The following is a 16755-nucleotide window of genomic DNA, read 5'->3' on the forward strand; positions in this document are numbered from 1 at the left end:
ACAGAATCATGACTGCGCTGATCCGCAATACAATCGGGGCTCTTGCCATCGCGATGACGGCTGCCTCGGCCCAGGCGGCCGATATCAAGCCGGCGGTCGTCTTCGATATGGGCGGCAAATTCGACAAGTCCTTCAATGAAGGCGTCGCCAACGGCGTCGAGAGGTTCAAGACCGAGACCAAGACCGGCTATGCCGAATTCGAGGTCAATAACGAAACCCAGTTCGAACAGGCGCATCGCCGCTTTGCCCAGCGCGGCAACGATCCGATCATCGGCGTTGGCTTCTCGCAGGCCAATGCCGTCGAAAAGGTTGCCAAGGAATTTCCGAAGATCCGGTTCACCCTGATCGACAGCGTCGTCAAGCTGCCGAACGTGCAGTCGGTGCTGTTCAAGGAGCATGAGGGCTCTTTCCTGGTCGGTGTGGCTGCGGCGATGGCCAGCAAATCCGGCAAGGTCGGCTTCGTCGGCGGCATGGATATTCCCCTGATCCGCCGCTTCCAGTGCGGTTACGAGCAGGGTGTGAAATACGCCAACCCGAAGGCGGAAGTGATCGCCAACATGACTGGCACGACGCCGTCTGCCTGGAACGATCCGGGGCGGGGTGGCGAGCTGGCCAAGGGGCAGTTCGACCGTGGCGTGGATGTCGTCTTCGCCGCCGCCGGCGCCACCGGCATCGGCGTCTACCAGGCCGCCAAGGATCGCGGCAAGCTGGCCATCGGCGTCGATTCCAACCAGAACCACCTGCATCCGGGCACCATGCTGACCTCGATGGTCAAGCGGGTCGATCTGGCGGCGTATAACAGCTTCAAGGCTGCAGCCGCGGGCAACTGGAAGGACGGCGTCACTGTGCTGGGCCTGAAGGAAGGCGGCGTTGACTGGGCGCTCGACAAGCATAACGAGAAACTGGTCAGTGCCGACATGAAGACGAAGGTGGAGGCTGCCAAGGCCGATATCATCGCCGGCAAGATCGCCGTGCATGACTACATGAGTGACAACAGCTGCAAGATGTAGGGTCCGGCAGCGGACCTGCCCTGATGTCGGGAGCGGCGGTGCAGGCAACGATACAGGGGGAGCATCAGGCTCCTCCTGCTATCGAGCTGCGCGATATTCATAAATCATTCGGCCTGGTGCATGCCAATCGCGGGGTGTCGCTGTCAGTGCCGGCCGGGTCGATTACCGGGATCATCGGTGAGAACGGGGCCGGCAAGTCCACCCTGATGAGCATCCTCTACGGCCTTTATGAGGCCGATAGCGGTGAGATACGGGTTGACGGAAAACGGGTGGCGATCCACGCACCCCGCGATGCCATCGCGGCGGGTATCGGTATGGTGCATCAGCATTTCATGCTCGTGGATTCCTTCACAGTTCTCGAAAACATTCTGCTGGGCAGCGAGGGTGGCCCGCTCCTGCGTCGCAGCATGGCTGGTGCGCGCCGCGAACTGGAGCGGCTGGAGCGGGAATATGGCCTCCGGGTCAATCCGGATGCCTTGGTCGGCGACCTGCCGGTTGGCGAGCAGCAGCGGGTGGAAATCCTCAAGGTGCTCTATCGCGGTGCTCGCATCCTTGTGCTGGATGAACCGACCGGAGTCCTGACACCGCAGGAGACCGATCAGCTGTTCCGTATTCTCTCCGCCCTCAGCGAACGCGGCGTGACGGTGATCCTGATTACTCACAAGCTGCGCGAGATCATGGCGATCACTGACAATGTGTATGTCATGCGCCAGGGCCAGATCGTGGCTCATCGCCAGACGGCAGCCACCGGGCGCGAGGAACTGGCGGAGCTGATGGTCGGTCGCAAAATCCGCCTTGGACTGGACAAGTCCTCCTGCCAGCCGGGAGACGCCGTGCTGCAGGCCGAGCACCTTTTTTTCCGGGATGCGCGCGGCGTAACACTGGTCGACGATGTCTCGCTGGCCATTCATGCCGGTGAGATCGTCGGTATTGCCGGGGTGTCCGGCAACGGTCAGAGCGAGCTGCTGGAGCTGCTGGCCGGCATGCGCCTCCCCGCCAGCGGCAGCATCCGGCTGGCTGGCCGGCAGATCGACCGCGACCATCCTGTCGATCCGGCGGAAATGCGCCGGCTTGGGCTTGCCCATGTCCCTGAGGATCGCCATCGCTACGGTATGGTGGCCCAGTTCGAGGCGAATGAAACTGCCATTCTTGGCTATCACCGCGAAGCGCGCTTCAACCAGGGCGTCCTGCTCAACCGCAAGGCCATGGTGTCGCATTGCAGCGAGCTGATGGAGCAGTATGACGTGCGACCACGGCATGCGGCCCTGGATTCGCGCAACTTCTCGGGCGGCAACCAGCAGAAGCTGATCCTGGCGCGCGAGATCGAATGCAGCCCGAAGGTCCTGCTGGTCGGCCAGCCGACGCGTGGCGTCGATATCGGTGCCATCGAGTTCATCCACCGCGAACTTTTACGCATGCGCGATGCCGGCTGCGGTATTCTTCTGGTTTCGGTGGAACTGGACGAAGTGATGGCGCTGGCTGACCGGATTCTGGTGATGTTCGGCGGCCGGATTGTCGGTGAAGTGGCCGGCACTGAGGCAGATGAACGCAGGCTCGGCCTGATGATGGCGAATGCATGGCCGACGGCCAATGGTGACGTGGCCATGAACCGGGCAGCCTCGTGAAAGCGCCGCGGCAGCCGTTGCCGGCCTGGATCGATGTCGGCCTGATTCCTCTGGCCAATGTCATGCTTGCTTTTCTCGTGGCCGGCCTGATCGTGCTGGCGGTTGGCGTCAATCCGCTGGATGCGGTGCATGTCATGCTGATCGGCGCCTTTGGTTATCCGGAAGCCATCGGATACACGCTGTATTATGCGACCAATTTCATCTTCACAGGTCTGGCGGTTGCCCTGGCTTTCCATGCCGGCCTGTTCAACATCGGCGGCGAGGGCCAGGCCTATATCGGCGGCCTGGGCGTTGGTCTTGTGGTTCTGGCACTGGACGGCCTGCTGCCGGGGATATTCCTGATCCCGCTGGCCATTCTCGGCGCGGCCGGTTTTGGTGCGGTATGGGCGCTGATTCCGGCCTGGCTGCAGGCGTATCGCGGCAGCCATATCGTCATCACCACCATCATGTTCAATTTCATCGCCGCGGCGCTGATGGTCTATCTGATGGTCAATGTGCTGATCGCGCCAGGGGTGATGTCGCCGGAAAGCCGGGAATTCGCAGCCAGTGCGCATCTGCCGCTGCTGCATATGGTGCTGCGAAGTGCCGGATTTGCCATGGGTGAATCACCGCTTAACCTTTCCCTGCTGCTGGCGCTTGCCTGTTGTGTGCTGGTCTGGGTGTTCCTGTGGCATACCCGTTGGGGCTATGAACTGCGTGCCATGGGGCAGAATCCCGGGGCCGCGAGCTATGCCGGTATCAATGGCCGGCGCATGATCCTGCTGGCCATGGGACTGTCGGGGGCGCTGGCCGGCATGATGGCGGTGAACGAGTTGATCGGCGTACAGCACCGCCTGATCCTGAATTTCACTGCCGGTTATGGCTTTACCGGTATCGCGGTGGCGCTGATGGGGCGCAGTCACCCTTTCGGTGTCGTGCTCGCCAGCCTGCTGTTCGGCGTGCTGCAGCAGGGCGGAGCCGAACTCGCCTTCGAATTTCCCACCATCACCCGCGAGATGGTGGTGGTGATCCAGGGGCTGGTGATCCTGTTCTCCGGTGCGCTGGCCTACATGACGCGGCCATGGTTCGAGAGCCTGTTTGTGCTGCTGCGCCGGCCGTCCGCGGCAGCGGCTGCCGGCACGGAAAGGGCCTGAGCCATGGACGAGTTTTTCGCCGGCCTTGTTCCTGTTCTGGCAGCCACCCTGCGGGTGGCGACGCCGCTGATCCTCTGTGCGATGGGCGGCCTGTTCTCGGAGCGGGCCGGCATTTTCGATATCGGCTTGGAGGGCAAGATGCTCTCGGCGGCTTTCGTTGCCGCAGCTATGGCTGCGGTCACCGGCTCGGCCTGGCTGGCGCTGGCCGCCGCCATCGGTATCTCCGTTCTGCTCGGCCTGCTGCACGGGCTGGCCTGCATCACCTATCGCGGCAACCAGATTGTCAGCGGTGTGGCGATCAATATCCTGGCGTCCGGCCTGACCATCGTGTTCGGCATGGCGTGGTTCCGGCGTGGCGGCCAGACTCCGTCGCTGCCGCCGGAGGCGCGGTTCATGCCGCTGCAGTGGCCAGGCGCCGACATGGTCCGCGACCTGCCGGTGATCGGTCCGGTCTATGCCGAACTGATCGGCGGCCATAACCTGCTGGTCTATGTCGCCCTGCTGCTGGTGCCGCTGGCCCACTGGGTTCTGGGCAGCACGCGGTTCGGCCTGCGGCTGCGGGCGGTGGGCGAGGTGCCACTGGCCGTCGACACCGCCGGCATTTCCGTTGCCTGGCTGCGGTATCGCGCGGTAATCATCTGCGGCCTGTTGGCGGGTATTGCCGGTGCCTATCTGTCGATTGCCCAGAACGCGGCCTTCAGCCGCGATATGAGCGCCGGACAGGGTTTCATTGCGCTGGCCGCAATGATTTTCGGCAAGTGGCGGCCGCTGCCGGCCTTCGGTGCATGCCTGATGTTCGGTCTGCTGGATGCTGTGGCCATCCGTCTGCAGGGCGTGCGGCTGGGCAGTTTTGGCGAGGTGCCGGTGCAGGCCATCCAGGTGCTGCCGTATCTGCTGACGGTCATCCTGCTCGCCGGCTTTGTCGGCCGCGCCGTCGCGCCCAAGGCGGGCGGCATTCCCTATGTGAAGGAGCATTGAGCATGGCCGCCCGGCCAAAACTGCCTGCTGCCGAGATGATCGTCCTGGCCCGCCAGATTATGGCGAAGGCCTATGCGCCCTATTCGGGTTTCCCGGTCGGAGCTGTCATCCGTGGCGGCAACGGCCGCCTTTATGCCGGCTGCAATGTCGAGAATGCAGCCTATCCGCAGGGCTGGTGCGCCGAAACCTCGGCCATTGCCGCCATGGTCGCCGATGGTGAGCGGCGTATCGCCGAGATCGTCGTCATGGGACCGGGCCGGGCGCTGGTCACACCCTGCGGCGGCTGCCGCCAGCGGCTGCGGGAATTCGCCACGGACAGCCTGCCGGTCCATGTTTGCGGCCCGCGCGGCCTGCGTCGCACGGTCAGTCTGGGCGAGTTGCTGCCGCTGTCCTTCGGTCCGAAGAACCTGCCGGGAAAGCTGCGCTGATGGACGACGTGACGCGCTCTATTGCAGCGATCCGCGCCGCTGCGCCGGACTTCCGGCCGCAGACCGGCATGGTGCTGGGCTCCGGTCTCGGCGCCTTTGCCGACACGGTGCAGCCTGTGGCGTCGATATCCTATGCCGACCTGCCGGGTTTCCCGCGGCCTGGCGTCGGCGGCCATGCCGGTCGCCTGCTGCTGGGCCAGGTCGGGCCGGTACCGGTCGCCATCATGCAGGGGCGTAGCCACTATTACGAACACGGCCGGCCCGACGGCATGCGGATTGCCCTGCAGACCCTGCAGGAGATCGGCTGCGAGACCCTGCTGCTGACCAATGCCGCCGGCAGCCTGCGGGCAGAGATGCCGCCGGGCAGCATCATGCTGATCACCGACCATATCAATTTCACCGGCGTCTCGCCGCTGTTCGGCGAGAGTGGTGACCGCCGGTTCGTCGACATGGTCGATGCCTATGACCCCGGTCTGCGAGCGGCCCTGCAGAGGGCTGCGGCATCAGCCGGGATCACGCTGCAGGATGGCATCTACATGTGGTTCTGCGGGCCGAATTTCGAGACTCCCGCGGAAATCCGTGCGGCAAAGTTTCTCGGCGCCGATGCGGTTGGCATGTCGACGGTGCCGGAAGTGATCCTGGCGCGGTATCTGGGCATGAGGGTCGCGGCCCTGTCGATTATCACCAATGCCGGCGCAGGTCTCGATGCCGCGCCGCTCAGCCACCAGCAGACAATGGCAGCGGCCGGGCAGGCTGCCGACGGTGTACGGGCCCTGCTGGAAACCTATTTTGCCGGGCAGAGGTGACCATGCTGCCGCAGGAGATCATCCGCCGCAAACGGGACGGTGCCGAGCTGACGGCCGCAGAGATTGCGTTTATCGCCCGCGGCATCGCCGACAACAGCCTCAGCGAAGGCCAGATCGCGGCTTTCGCCATGGCAGTCTTCTTCCGTGGCATGAGCATGCCCGAGCGTGTCGCGCTGACCCGCGAGATGACGCAGTCGGGGCGGGTGATCGACTGGCATCCGCTCGATCTGCCGGGGCCGGTTCTCGACAAGCATTCCACCGGCGGTGTCGGCGACAAGGTCAGCCTGATGCTGGCGCCGATCGTAGCGGCCTGCGGCGGCTTCGTGCCGATGATCTCGGGCCGCGGCCTTGGTCATACCGGCGGCACGCTCGACAAGCTGGCATCGATTCCCGGCTATGACACCAACCCGGATATTCCGACTTTCCAGCGGGTGGTACGCGAGGCCGGCTGCGCCATCATCGGCCAGACTGACGATCTGGCACCGGCCGACAGGCGCTTCTATGCCACCCGCGATGTGACGGCGACGGTGGAGTCCGTGCCCCTGATCACGGCATCGATCCTGTCGAAAAAGCTGGCCGCCGGCCTTGAGGGTCTGGTGATGGACGTAAAGACCGGATCCGGTGCCTTCGCCGCCGATCCGGTCATGGCGCGCGAACTTGCCGAAAGCATTGTCGGTGTTGCCAACGGTGCTGGCCTGCCGGCCACGGCCCTGATTACTGACATGGACGAGGTCCTGGGCCGCACCGCCGGCAATGCGCTTGAGGTCGCCGAGACGGCCGCCTATCTGGCAGATGCGGCCGGCCGCGACGCACGCCTGCACGAGGTGGTTCTGGTCCTGGCCGGCGAGATGCTGCTGCTGGGCCGGCTGGCCGGATCGGTGGAAGACGGACGCAGGCAGGCGCAGGCCGCTCTCGACAATGGCCGGGCGGCCGAGACCTTCGCCCGTATGGTCCGCCAGCTTGGCGGACCAGCTGATTTTCTGGCGCAGACCGGAAAATACCTGCCGCCGGCGCCAGTGATCCGTCCCTGTCCGGCGCTGCAGGACGGCCATGTTTCGGCCATGGATGCTCGCGCTGTGGGGGTGGCCATCATCGGCCTTGGCGGCGGACGCCAGCGGGCCAGCGACGCCATTGACCCCCGGGTCGGGCTGACCGATATCATGCCGACAGGCAGTCCCGTTGCGACCGGCGAGCCGCTGGCCATGGTGCATGCGGCGGATACTGCCGCCGCTGAACAGGCCGTTGCGGCACTGCAGGCGGCGATCCAGATCGCCGACCTGCCGCCGCCGGCCCGTCCGGTCATCCGGGCACGCATTGCCGCGGCAGATATCATCCGGTCCGAAATGCAGGAGCAGGCGACATGACGCGCGGCTTCATTCTGGTAATGGATTCCTTTGGCATCGGCGCCAGTGCCGATGCGGCCCGCTACGGCGATGCCGGTGCCGACACCCTGGGTCATATCGCCGAAGCCTGCCGAGATGGCCATGCCGACCGGCCGGGCCTCAGGCAGGGGCCGCTGGTGCTGCCCAACCTGGTCCGGCTCGGCCTGGGCGAAGCGGCGCGGGTCAGCACCGGACAGGTGCCGCCCGGTCTTGAAGGGAATGTCACCGCCGGTGCCTATGGCTGCGCGGCCGAGCGCAGCGTCGGCAAGGATACGCCCAGCGGTCACTGGGAAATTGCCGGCCTGCCCGTGCCCTACGACTGGGGCCTGTTTCCCCGAACCCGGCCCTGCTTTCCGCCGGACCTGATCGCGGAACTGGTCCGGCGCGGCAATCTGCCGGGCATACTCGGCGATTGTCATGCCTCGGGCACCGAGATCATCCGCGAACTGGGGCTGGAACATATCCGCAGCGGCAGGCCGATCTGCTATACTTCCGCGGATTCCGTGTTCCAGATCGCTGCACACGAAACCCATTTCGGTCTGCAGCGTCTCTACGATCTCTGCATCCTCGCCAAGGAACTGCTGGAACCCCTGAATGTCGGCCGGGTCATCGCGCGGCCCTTCGTGGGCGAGACGCCGGAAACCTTTGTGCGGACCGCCAATCGCAGGGACCTGACCACGCCGCCCCATGACGACACCTTGCTCGACCGTCTGGCCGCTGCCGGCCACGAGGTGGTTTCGATCGGCAAGATTGCCGATATCTTCGCCCAGCGCGGCCTGACCAGGAAGGTAAAGGCCCCCGACAACATGGCCCTGTTCGATGCCATGCTCGACGAGGCCGGAACCGCACCGGATGGTGCACTGGTCTTTGTCAACTTTGTCGATTTCGACAGTCTGTTCGGTCATCGCCGCGACACTGCGGGCTACGCAGCCGCTCTGGAACAGTTCGACCGCCGGATGCCGGAATTCGAGGCGCTGCTGCGGCCGGGAGATCTCGCCCTGATCACCGCCGACCATGGCTGCGATCCCACCATGCCGGGCAGCGATCATACCCGCGAGCATGTGCCGATGCTGTGGTTCGGCCCGGAAGTACCTGCTTGTAATCTCGGCCGGCGCGAAAGTTTCGCCGATATGGGGCAGACACTGGCCCGGCATCTCGGACTGTCCCCCCTGCCGGCCGGGGAGGCCTGCACATTGTCATGACCGCTGTCGCCGCCCGCCCGCTGCTGCAGCCCCGGCGTTTCGATGTCACGGGTGGCCGGGCTGTCGGTGCCGGGGCGCTGGCGGCCTATGCCGAGGATGGCTTCCTGGTGCTGGAGAATTTCCTCCCTGAGACCGATGTCAGGGCTCTGCGCGATCAGGCCGGGAAACTGGCTGCCGGCTGCGATCCGGAATCCGTCCGCACGGTGTTTTCGACGCGCAGCCAGGCCCATGCGCGGGACGCCTATTTCCTCGAATCCGGCGATAAAATCCGGTTCTTTTTTGAGGAAGACGCTTTCGATCCTGCCGGCAACCTGACGCGGGATGTGCCGCTGGCGCTGAACAAGATCGGCCATGCGCTGCATGATCTTGATCCGGTCTTCTCCGCCATCTCGCGGCATCCGCATTTTGTTGCGCTGGCGGCTGCGCTTGGGCTGCGCGATCCGCGCCTGCTGCAGTCGATGTACATCTTCAAGCAGCCGCAGATTGGCGGCGAGGTCGGCTGGCACCAGGATGCGAGCTTTCTCTATACCGAACCGCAGAGCACCACGGGCTTCTGGCTGGCATTGGACGATGCGACAGCGGAGAACGGCTGCATGACGGCCCTGGCCGCTGGACACCGCGGGCCGCTGCGGCAGCGCTTTGTCCGTGATGGCAGGACGACGCGGAAGGTCGATCTTGATTCCTCGCCCTGGCCGCAGCAGGGCGAGGTGCAGCTCGACGTTCCGGCCGGCAGCCTCGTGGTTCTGCATGGATATCTGCCCCATGCCAGCGGACCCAACCTTTCCGCCCGGCCGCGGCATGCCTATGCCCTGCACCTGATCGACGGCCTGGATGGCTATGCGGCCGACAACTGGCTGCAGAGACCCGGCTTGCCCCTGCGGGGCTTCGCATGACCGGGCTGATGCGCCTGCCGAAAGCCGAACTGCACTGCCATATCGAGGGCGCGGTGGCCCCCGGCCTGCTGCACCGGCTGGCCAATCGTAACGGCATCCGGCTGCCGACGGCGATGTTCGCGCCGGACGGCCGCTATGCCTGGACGGATTTCAGCGATTTTCTTGATGCCTATGACCGGGCCAGCGAATGCCTGCGTCACCCGACCGATTACCGGGACATCATGTATGAGTACCTCATGGCCTGTGCTGCGGAAGGCGCCGTCTATGTCGAGGTCTTCTCCTCGCCGGATCATGCCGCCGCCGTCGGCATGAGCTATGCCGGGCATCTGGAAGGGCTGGCCGCCGGCATCGATGATGCCTTCACAGAGACGGGCATCATCGGGCGCGTCATCGTCACCTGCGTGCGGCATCTGGGGCCGCAGCGGGCCGTCGAGATCGTTGGCAGCATGAAAGCAGAGCCGCATCCCTATGTGGTTGGTTTCGGTATGGGCGGTGACGAGCACCGCTTTGTGCTGGCTGATTTCGTGCCGGCCTTCCGGCTGGCCCATGAGGCAGGCTATGCCTGCACCGTGCATGCCGGCGAGGTGGCTGGACCTGACAGCGTACGGCAGGCCATCGACTTGCTGCCGGTCAGCCGCATTGGCCATGGTGTGCGGGCGGCGGAAGATCCGCGCCTCCTGGAAGATATCGCCCGACGCGGCATCGTGCTGGAGGTCTGCCCGGGCAGCAATCTGGCGCTTGGCCTTTATCCCGACCACGCCAGCCACCCGCTGCCGCGTCTGATCGCCGCCGGCTGCCGGGTGACGCTGAATTCCGACGATCCGCCGTTTTTCGGCACCTCGATCGGCCGGGAATATGCCGCCGCCGCTAAGCATTTCGGCCTCTCTGAAGCCGCTCTGCTGCGCATCACCGAAACCGCCGTCGACGCGGCTTTTGTCGATCCGGAAACCCGGCTGTCCCTGCGACAGCAGCTATCCGGCCAGTCTGTTCGTGCTCACTGACCTAGATCTCTCGACGCGAGGAGAAACAACAATGAAGGCCCGGTATCTCACTTCTGTATTTGTTGCGGCAGGCCTGGTTCTGGCCGCGGCACCCGTGTTTGCGGCCGACGGTCCGCCGCAGAACGACAATCTGAACGCGACCCTGTGGACCCAGCGCTCGGTCGAATTCAAGGCCCACGCGGCCGCGGCCTATGCGCTGGCCCGGATCCGGCTGGACGAAGCACTGGCCGACAAGGCATGGACGGCTGCACCCGGGGAGCAGACCGGCAGCTATCAGGCCCTGCCGCCGGCAGTGATTCTCGATGTCGACGAGACGGTGCTCGACAATTCCGCCTTCCAGGCCTGGATGGTACTGAACGACAAGAGCTTCAACCCGAAGACATGGACCGAGTTCGTGAATGCCGAGATGTCGACCCCGATCGAGGGTGCGCTGGCTTTCACGAAATATGCTGACTCGAAAGGTGTGAAGGTCTTCTATGTCACCAACCGCACCGCGGAAGAAGAGCCCGCCACCCGCAAGGTCATGGAGAAATACGGCTTCCCGATGGGCGGCAATGTCGACACCGTGCTGACCTCGAAGGAAAAGCCCGACTGGGGCTCGGCCAAGAGCACCCGGCGCGCCTATATCGCCAAGGATTACCGCATCCTGCTTGGTATCGGCGATAATTTCGGCGATTTCACCGACAGCTACCGGGGCAGCGAAGCCGAACGGCAGAAGGTGTTCGAGGAGAATGCCGAGCGCTGGGGCAAGTCCTGGATCATGATTGCCAATCCGACCTACGGTTCGTGGGAATCGGCGCCGTTCGGTCACAATTACAAACTGCCGGCCGATGAGCAGCGCAAGGCCAAGCGCGGTGTGCTCAAGGCCTGGGAAGGCCCTAAATAAGGGGGTGTCGCCGAAAAGGAAAAGCCCCGGAGCTTGCTCCGGGGCTTTTTTATGAAGACAGGGTCGCCGGTTATTCGGCGGCGCTGCGCAGCACCGGCTTTGGCCGTTCCAGTTCCGCCTTGCGGGTCAGCGCATCGTAATAGGGCGCAAATGGCGGCCGGTTGATATAGCGGCCGGCGCCTTTCACCGTGCGTACATCGCCGTCCTTGTAGACGATCCGGCCCTGCGAGATCGTCACCGTGTTGATACCCTCGACCTCCATGCCCTCGAAGATGTTGAAATCCACCTTCTGGTGGTGGGTCCTGGCCGAGATTTTTCGGGTTTTCTTGGGGTCCCAGACCACCAGGTCGGCATCGGCGCCCGGCTGGATCACACCCTTGCGCGGGTAGAGGTTGAAGATCTTCGCAGCATTGGCCGACGTGACGGCAACGAATTCGTTCGGCGTCAGGCGCCCTTTGTTGACGCCGTGATGCCACAGCACATGCATGCGGTCTTCGACCCCGCCGGTGCCGTTCGGAATCTTGGTGAAATCGTTGCGCCCGGCGGCCTTCTGGTCGGCGCAGAAGCAGCAATGGTCGGTCGCCGTAGTCTGCAGGTGGCCGGCCTGCAGGGCCCGCCACAGCACCGCCTGATGCTCTTTCGGACGGAAGGGCGGGCTCATCACATAGGCAGCCGCTGTGGCGAAGTCCGGGTTGCGGTAGACGCTGTCGTCGACCAGCAGGTGGCCGGCCAGCGCTTCCCCGAAGACCCGCTGACCCTCGTTGCGGGCGCGGATGATCGCTTCCACCGATTCCTTGCAGGAATTATGCACGATATAGAGCGGTACATTGAGCACCTGGGCGATGCGGATGGCGCGGTTGGCGGCCTCGCCCTCCACCTCGGGCGGACGGGACAGCGGATGCCCTTCCGGCCCGGTGATCCCCATCTTCATGATTTCCTTCTGAAGATGGAAGACCAGCTCGCCATTCTCGGCATGCACGGTGCACAGGGCGCCGAGTTCTCGGGCGCGCAGGAAGCTGTTCACCAGCACCTCGTCCTCGCACATGATGGCGTTCTTGTAGGCCATGAAATGCTTGAAGCTGTTCACGCCATGCTCGTGCACCAGCGTGCCCATATCCCTGTGCACACTGTCGTCCCACCAGGTGACGGCGACATGGAAGCTGTAGTCGGTGGCGGATTTTTCCGACCAGCCGCGCCACTTTCTGAATGCCGCGAGGAGATTCTCCTGTGGGTCCGGGATCACGAAGTCGATGATCATGGTGGTGCCGCCGACCGCGCCGGCGGTGGTGCCGGAGAAGAAATCCTCGGAGGCGACGGTGCCCATGAAGGGCAGTTCCATATGGGTGTGTGGGTCGATGCCGCCCGGCATCACCAGCGCGCCGCCCGCATCGACAATCTCGGCGCCGGCCGGCGCTTCGAGATCGGGGCCGACTGCCCTGATGCTGCCGCCATCGATCAGAACATCCGCACGCTGACTGCAATCCGCATTGACGACCGTGCCGCCACGAACCAGTACCGCCATGTCTGCCTCCCGCCCTGCTTCAACACGACGGGGTATTCATTCATGACCTGACCGAACGGTCAAGAAAATCATGGCGCTCCCGCAGCAGAAGCGCGTGATTGCGCAAGCGGGTGGCGGGCTGCTTGGTTTTTCGGCAAATGCAGCGGCAGTCAGGCTTTTCGCGCGGCTCTGGCGCGAACCGGGCGGAGGGTCTGCCGGGCCCCCGTGCCATTGATCACCAGATCGGTGATCGTCTGCGTTGCCGCGGCAAAAATGCCGTCGTCCAGCGTCTTGCGGTCCAGCACGGCGGCGATCTGGGCGGCGAAGTCGGCATAGGTCTGCGTCGCCGCCCACAGCATGAACAGCAGATGGGCCGGATCGACCGGCTTCATCTTGCCGGCAGCGATCCAGCCCTCGATCACGAGGCTTTTCTCTTTTACCAGCCGGCGCAGGCGGTTACGTAGGAAAGGCTGGACATGGCGGGCGCCGCCGATCACCTCGATCGCCCACAGGCGCGAGGGTTCCGGTGCGTCGCGCGAGGCGGCCATCTTGCGGGCGATGTAGTTGCCGAGCGCCGTGGCCGGATCGGCTTCGGCCACCAGTTCCTCGTCCAGGGCATCCAGCCAGACCTCGAGGATGGCATCCAGCACACTGCCGTAGAGGTCCTGCTTGGTACGGAAATAATAGTGCAGGTTGGCCTTGGGCACGCCGGCTTTGCGGGCGATCTCGGCCGTGCTGGCACCGGCAAAGCCTTTCTTGGCAAAAACCGATTCCGCGGCCTTCAGGATTTTCTCGACATTGCGGCGGCGGATCGCGCCGGCCTGTCCGCCATTGCTGCCGTTCGCCGGCAGGTTGTCGCCGGCAGGCTCGGCCTCCCTGTCCGCTGCAGGCTGCCTGCGGATTGTCTGGGCCGTCTTGCGCTTCGCCGCCATCGTCCGTTCGTCCGTCTGTTCCTGTGCCCAATGAGCGGGCATGTGCATAGGGGCCGTGCAGATTCCTTATGCGGATCGTCGCCATCTGTCAAAGCATGCCGCGACCGCCAGCGAATCCCGACTTGACCATTTGGTCAAGAAAATCCTAGCCTCGCTGCTGTCACAGTAAGGCGGTTGCAGTGTTTTGGGAGAACCGGCACCGATCTTGCGTGGCGACAGGGAGAAGGCCGGACCGCAAAGACGGTGCCGGCCGGCATGCAGCCGGTTCAGGACCACGACAGGCAGGGGGTTCGGGTCATGGTGAAGCAGCACGATCCATCCGGGGCGCCAGGTGCGGATATCCGCGCCGGACGGCTCGACAGGGCAGGCTATGCGACGAATTTTGCCGCGGCCGTCCCCGATCTGGACCAGCAGGCAGCACTGGTCGAAGCCAATCGCTGCTATTTCTGCTATGATGCACCCTGCATCGAGGCCTGCCCGACCGGCATCGATATTCCCGGCTTCATTCGCAAGATCGCGACGGAAAACACCGCCGGCGCGGCGCTCCGTATCTACGAGCAGAATATTTTTGGCGGCTCCTGTGCCCGGGTCTGCCCGACGGAAATCCTCTGCGAGCAGTCCTGTGTACGCAACGCGGAAGAAGGCAAGCCGATCCCGATCGGCCTGTTGCAGCGTTATGCCACCGACCATGGCACGCCGGCCAACCAGCATCCGTTCGGCCGCGCGGCAGCCACCGGCCGTCGCATTGCGGTGGTCGGCGGCGGGCCGGCCGGGCTGGCCTGCGCCCATCGTCTGGCCATGCACGGTCATGCCGTCACCGTGTTCGAGGCGAAGCCGGCGCTGGGCGGGCTGAACAGCTACGGTGTGGCGGAATACAAGGTGCCGCACGGCTATGCCGGCCGCGAAATCGACTTCGTGCTGGGGATCGGCGGCATTACGGTTGAAACCGGCAAGGCGCTGGGGCGCGACATCCGGCTGGAAGACCTGCGGCGCGGTTTTGATGCCGTCTTCCTCGGCCTCGGCCTCGGCGGCGTGAAGGCGCTGGACTGCGATGGCGAGAATCTGCAGGGCGTGATGAATGCGGTCGACTACATCGCCGACCTGCGGCAGGTGAAGGATTTTTCGAAGCTGCCGGTCGGCCGCCGGGTGGTGGTGATCGGCGGCGGCAACACCGCCATCGATATCGCGATCCAGTCGAAGCGGCTGGGTGCCGAGGAAGTGACGCTGGTCTACCGCCGCGGCGCCGCGGCGATGAGTGCCACCGGGCACGAACAGGCCTTCGCCCAGGAAAACGGCGTCGTCATCCGCCACTGGGCCCGGCCGCTGCGACTGGAGGGTGCGGGCGGGGCCCTGCGTCAGGCCGTGTTCGAATATACGCGACTGGACTCCGCCGGCCGCCTGCAGGGCACCGGCGAGACTTTCGCGCTGGCAGCGGACATGCTGTTCAAGGCAATCGGCCAGACCTTCGTGCCGGACCCGGTGCGTGAAGACGGTCGCGACCTGCTGGTGCTGAAAGATGGCCGCATCGCGGCCGATACGGACGGCCGTACCTCTCTCGATGGTGTCTGGGCGGGCGGCGACTGCGTGGCCGGCGGGCAGGACCTGACGGTGGCGGCGGTGGAGGGCGGCAAGCGCGCCGCCGAGGCCATCGACCGGGTACTCCGCAAAAAAGCAGCGGCCTGAGCAGGGAGGCAGCCATGGCAGATCTGTCCGTCAATTTCGCCGGTATCCGGGCCCCTAATCCCTTCTGGCTGGCCTCGGCGCCGCCAACCGACAAGGCCTATAATGTGGTGCGCGCCTTCCAGGCCGGCTGGGGCGGCGTGGTATGGAAGACGCTGGGTGAGGATGGCCCGCCCATCGTCAATGTCTCCTCGCGCTACGGGGCCTATTCCTACAAGGGCAGCCGGGTTGCCGGCCTGAACAACATCGAGCTGATCACCGACCGGCCGCTGGAAATCAACCTGCAGGAAATCAAGCAGGTCAAGCGCGACTGGCCTGACCGGGCACTGGTTGTCTCGCTGATGGTGCCATGCGAGGAAGAGGCTTGGAAATCGATCCTGAAGCGGGTCGAGGAAACCGGCGCCGATGGTGTCGAGCTGAATTTCGGCTGTCCGCACGGCATGCCCGAGCGCGGCATGGGCGCGGCGGTCGGCCAGGTGCCCGACTATGTCGAGATGGTCACCCGCTGGTGCAAGCAGCACAGCCGCATGCCGGTGATCGTCAAGCTGACGCCCAATATCACCAATATCCTCGGCCCGGCCCGTGCCGCCGTGAAGGGCGGTGCCGACGCGGTCAGCCTGATCAACACCATCAATTCCATCGTCAGCGTCGACCTCGACCAGATGGCGCCGACCCCCACGGTGGACGGCAAGGGCACCTCGGGCGGCTATTGCGGTCCGGCGGTGAAGCCGATCGCGCTCAACATGGTCGCCCAGATCGCCCGCGACGCCGAGACCGGCGACATCCCGATCTCCGGTATCGGCGGAATCGAGACCTGGCGGGATGCTGCCGAGTTCATTGCGCTCGGCGCCGGCAGCGTGCAGGTCTGCACGGCAGCGATGCATTACGGCTTCCGCATCGTCGACGATATGGCCGACGGCCTGAAGCGCTGGATGGACGGCAAGGGCTATGCCCGCATCGGCGATTTCCAGGCCCGCGCGGTGCCCAACGTCACCGACTGGAAAAACCTGAACCTGAAATACCAGATCGTTGCCGCCATCGACCCGGAAAAATGCATCAGCTGCGGCCTGTGCCATATCGCCTGCGAGGATACCTCGCATCAGGCGATCACGGCCGGCCGTCTCGACGGACAGCGGGTCTACAGCGTCATTGACGAGGAATGCGTGGGCTGCAATCTGTGCATGCATGTCTGCCCGGTGGAGGGCTGCATCACCATGAAGCGGGTCGATGACGGCCAGAGCTACCAGAACTGGATGCAGCATCCCAACAACCCGATGCGCGAGGCGGCCGAGTAACCG

General features: G+C 64.7%; 15 protein-coding genes. 13 read left to right on the forward strand and 2 right to left on the reverse strand.

All coding sequences use genetic code 11. The features are described 5' to 3' along the window. Positions 1 to 8: 8 nt before the first annotated feature. From ACEQZY_RS01830 to ACEQZY_RS01880, 11 genes are read left to right on the forward strand one after another with little or no spacing between them, the layout of a single operon-like run. On the forward strand, positions 9 to 1010 hold the full coding sequence (locus ACEQZY_RS01830; protein WP_370151876.1) for a BMP family protein: 1002 nt from the start codon (positions 9 to 11) through the stop codon (positions 1008 to 1010). A 23-nt stretch (positions 1011 to 1033) separates the two neighbouring features. After that, a complete protein-coding gene (locus ACEQZY_RS01835) occupies positions 1034 to 2635 on the forward strand; it encodes an ABC transporter ATP-binding protein (RefSeq protein WP_370151878.1) in 1602 nt (533 codons plus the stop codon). Beyond that, positions 2632 to 3768, forward strand: a complete 1137-nt coding sequence (locus tag ACEQZY_RS01840) for an ABC transporter permease (protein WP_370151880.1) — start codon at positions 2632 to 2634, stop codon at positions 3766 to 3768. Before ACEQZY_RS01835 ends, ACEQZY_RS01840 begins: the two co-directional genes overlap by 4 nt. Positions 3769 to 3771: 3 nt before the next feature. Further along, positions 3772 to 4746, forward strand: a complete 975-nt coding sequence (locus tag ACEQZY_RS01845) for an ABC transporter permease (protein ID WP_341702231.1) — start codon at positions 3772 to 3774, stop codon at positions 4744 to 4746. A gap of 2 nt (positions 4747 to 4748) precedes the next feature. Continuing rightward, positions 4749 to 5174, forward strand: coding sequence for a cytidine deaminase (locus ACEQZY_RS01850; protein ID WP_370151882.1), 426 nt, complete (start codon positions 4749 to 4751; stop codon positions 5172 to 5174). Then, positions 5174 to 5980, forward strand: coding sequence for a purine-nucleoside phosphorylase (locus tag ACEQZY_RS01855; RefSeq protein ID WP_370151884.1), 807 nt, complete (start codon positions 5174 to 5176; stop codon positions 5978 to 5980). The genes ACEQZY_RS01850 and ACEQZY_RS01855 overlap by 1 nt, the downstream gene beginning before the upstream one ends. 2 nt (positions 5981 to 5982) lie before the next feature. Next, positions 5983 to 7344, forward strand: a complete 1362-nt coding sequence (gene deoA, locus ACEQZY_RS01860) for a thymidine phosphorylase (protein WP_370151886.1) — start codon at positions 5983 to 5985, stop codon at positions 7342 to 7344. Next, entirely contained in the window at positions 7341 to 8564 is a 1224-nt protein-coding gene (locus ACEQZY_RS01865; RefSeq protein WP_341702227.1) for a phosphopentomutase, read from the forward strand. The genes deoA and ACEQZY_RS01865 overlap by 4 nt, the downstream gene beginning before the upstream one ends. After that, complete coding sequence (locus ACEQZY_RS01870; RefSeq protein WP_370151888.1) at positions 8561 to 9457, forward strand: phytanoyl-CoA dioxygenase family protein; 897 nt, start codon at positions 8561 to 8563, stop codon at positions 9455 to 9457. The genes ACEQZY_RS01865 and ACEQZY_RS01870 overlap by 4 nt, the downstream gene beginning before the upstream one ends. Continuing rightward, on the forward strand, positions 9454 to 10458 hold the full coding sequence (add, locus tag ACEQZY_RS01875; RefSeq protein WP_370151890.1) for an adenosine deaminase: 1005 nt from the start codon (positions 9454 to 9456) through the stop codon (positions 10456 to 10458). The genes ACEQZY_RS01870 and add overlap by 4 nt, the downstream gene beginning before the upstream one ends. A gap of 31 nt (positions 10459 to 10489) precedes the next feature. Beyond that, positions 10490 to 11344, forward strand: coding sequence for a 5'-nucleotidase, lipoprotein e(P4) family (locus ACEQZY_RS01880; protein WP_341702224.1), 855 nt, complete (start codon positions 10490 to 10492; stop codon positions 11342 to 11344). Between the two features lie 70 nt (positions 11345 to 11414). Here ACEQZY_RS01880 and hydA read toward each other — a convergent pair whose 3' ends face one another. Together hydA and ACEQZY_RS01890 are read right to left on the reverse strand one after the other, a co-directional pair. Then, positions 11415 to 12866, reverse strand: coding sequence for a dihydropyrimidinase (gene hydA / locus ACEQZY_RS01885; RefSeq protein WP_341702223.1), 1452 nt, complete (start codon positions 12864 to 12866; stop codon positions 11415 to 11417). 149 nt (positions 12867 to 13015) lie between these two features. Beyond that, entirely contained in the window at positions 13016 to 13777 is a 762-nt protein-coding gene (locus ACEQZY_RS01890) for a TetR family transcriptional regulator C-terminal domain-containing protein (RefSeq protein ID WP_341702222.1), read from the reverse strand. 297 nt (positions 13778 to 14074) lie between these two features. Here ACEQZY_RS01890 and ACEQZY_RS01895 point away from each other — a divergent pair, with 297 nt between their 5' ends. Beyond that, positions 14075 to 15460, forward strand: a complete 1386-nt coding sequence (locus ACEQZY_RS01895) for an NAD(P)-dependent oxidoreductase (protein ID WP_370151893.1) — start codon at positions 14075 to 14077, stop codon at positions 15458 to 15460. Between the two features lie 14 nt (positions 15461 to 15474). Next, entirely contained in the window at positions 15475 to 16752 is a 1278-nt protein-coding gene (preA, locus tag ACEQZY_RS01900) for an NAD-dependent dihydropyrimidine dehydrogenase subunit PreA (protein WP_370151895.1), read from the forward strand. Positions 16753 to 16755: the final 3 nt, after the last annotated feature.

Source organism: Ferrovibrio sp. (assembly GCF_964218355.1).
GTDB lineage: Bacteria > Pseudomonadota > Alphaproteobacteria > Ferrovibrionales > Ferrovibrionaceae > Ferrovibrio.

Bases quoted from the DNA above. Each gene is read 5' to 3' on its own strand.
- ACEQZY_RS01830 (WP_370151876.1), top strand. From the start codon at position 9: ATGACTGCGCTGATCCGCAATACAATCGGGGCTCTTGCCATCGCGATG.
- ACEQZY_RS01835 (WP_370151878.1), top strand. From the start codon at position 1,034: ATGTCGGGAGCGGCGGTGCAGGCAACGATACAGGGGGAGCATCAGGCT.
- ACEQZY_RS01845 (WP_341702231.1), top strand. From the start codon at position 3,772: ATGGACGAGTTTTTCGCCGGCCTTGTTCCTGTTCTGGCAGCCACCCTG.
- ACEQZY_RS01850 (WP_370151882.1), top strand. From the start codon at position 4,749: ATGGCCGCCCGGCCAAAACTGCCTGCTGCCGAGATGATCGTCCTGGCC.
- ACEQZY_RS01855 (WP_370151884.1), top strand. From the start codon at position 5,174: ATGGACGACGTGACGCGCTCTATTGCAGCGATCCGCGCCGCTGCGCCG.
- deoA (WP_370151886.1), top strand. From the start codon at position 5,983: ATGCTGCCGCAGGAGATCATCCGCCGCAAACGGGACGGTGCCGAGCTG.
- ACEQZY_RS01865 (WP_341702227.1), top strand. From the start codon at position 7,341: ATGACGCGCGGCTTCATTCTGGTAATGGATTCCTTTGGCATCGGCGCC.
- ACEQZY_RS01870 (WP_370151888.1), top strand. From the start codon at position 8,561: ATGACCGCTGTCGCCGCCCGCCCGCTGCTGCAGCCCCGGCGTTTCGAT.
- add (WP_370151890.1), top strand. From the start codon at position 9,454: ATGACCGGGCTGATGCGCCTGCCGAAAGCCGAACTGCACTGCCATATC.
- ACEQZY_RS01880 (WP_341702224.1), top strand. From the start codon at position 10,490: ATGAAGGCCCGGTATCTCACTTCTGTATTTGTTGCGGCAGGCCTGGTT.
- hydA (WP_341702223.1), bottom strand. From the start codon at position 12,866: ATGGCGGTACTGGTTCGTGGCGGCACGGTCGTCAATGCGGATTGCAGT.
- ACEQZY_RS01890 (WP_341702222.1), bottom strand. From the start codon at position 13,777: ATGGCGGCGAAGCGCAAGACGGCCCAGACAATCCGCAGGCAGCCTGCA.
- ACEQZY_RS01895 (WP_370151893.1), top strand. From the start codon at position 14,075: ATGGTGAAGCAGCACGATCCATCCGGGGCGCCAGGTGCGGATATCCGC.
- preA (WP_370151895.1), top strand. From the start codon at position 15,475: ATGGCAGATCTGTCCGTCAATTTCGCCGGTATCCGGGCCCCTAATCCC.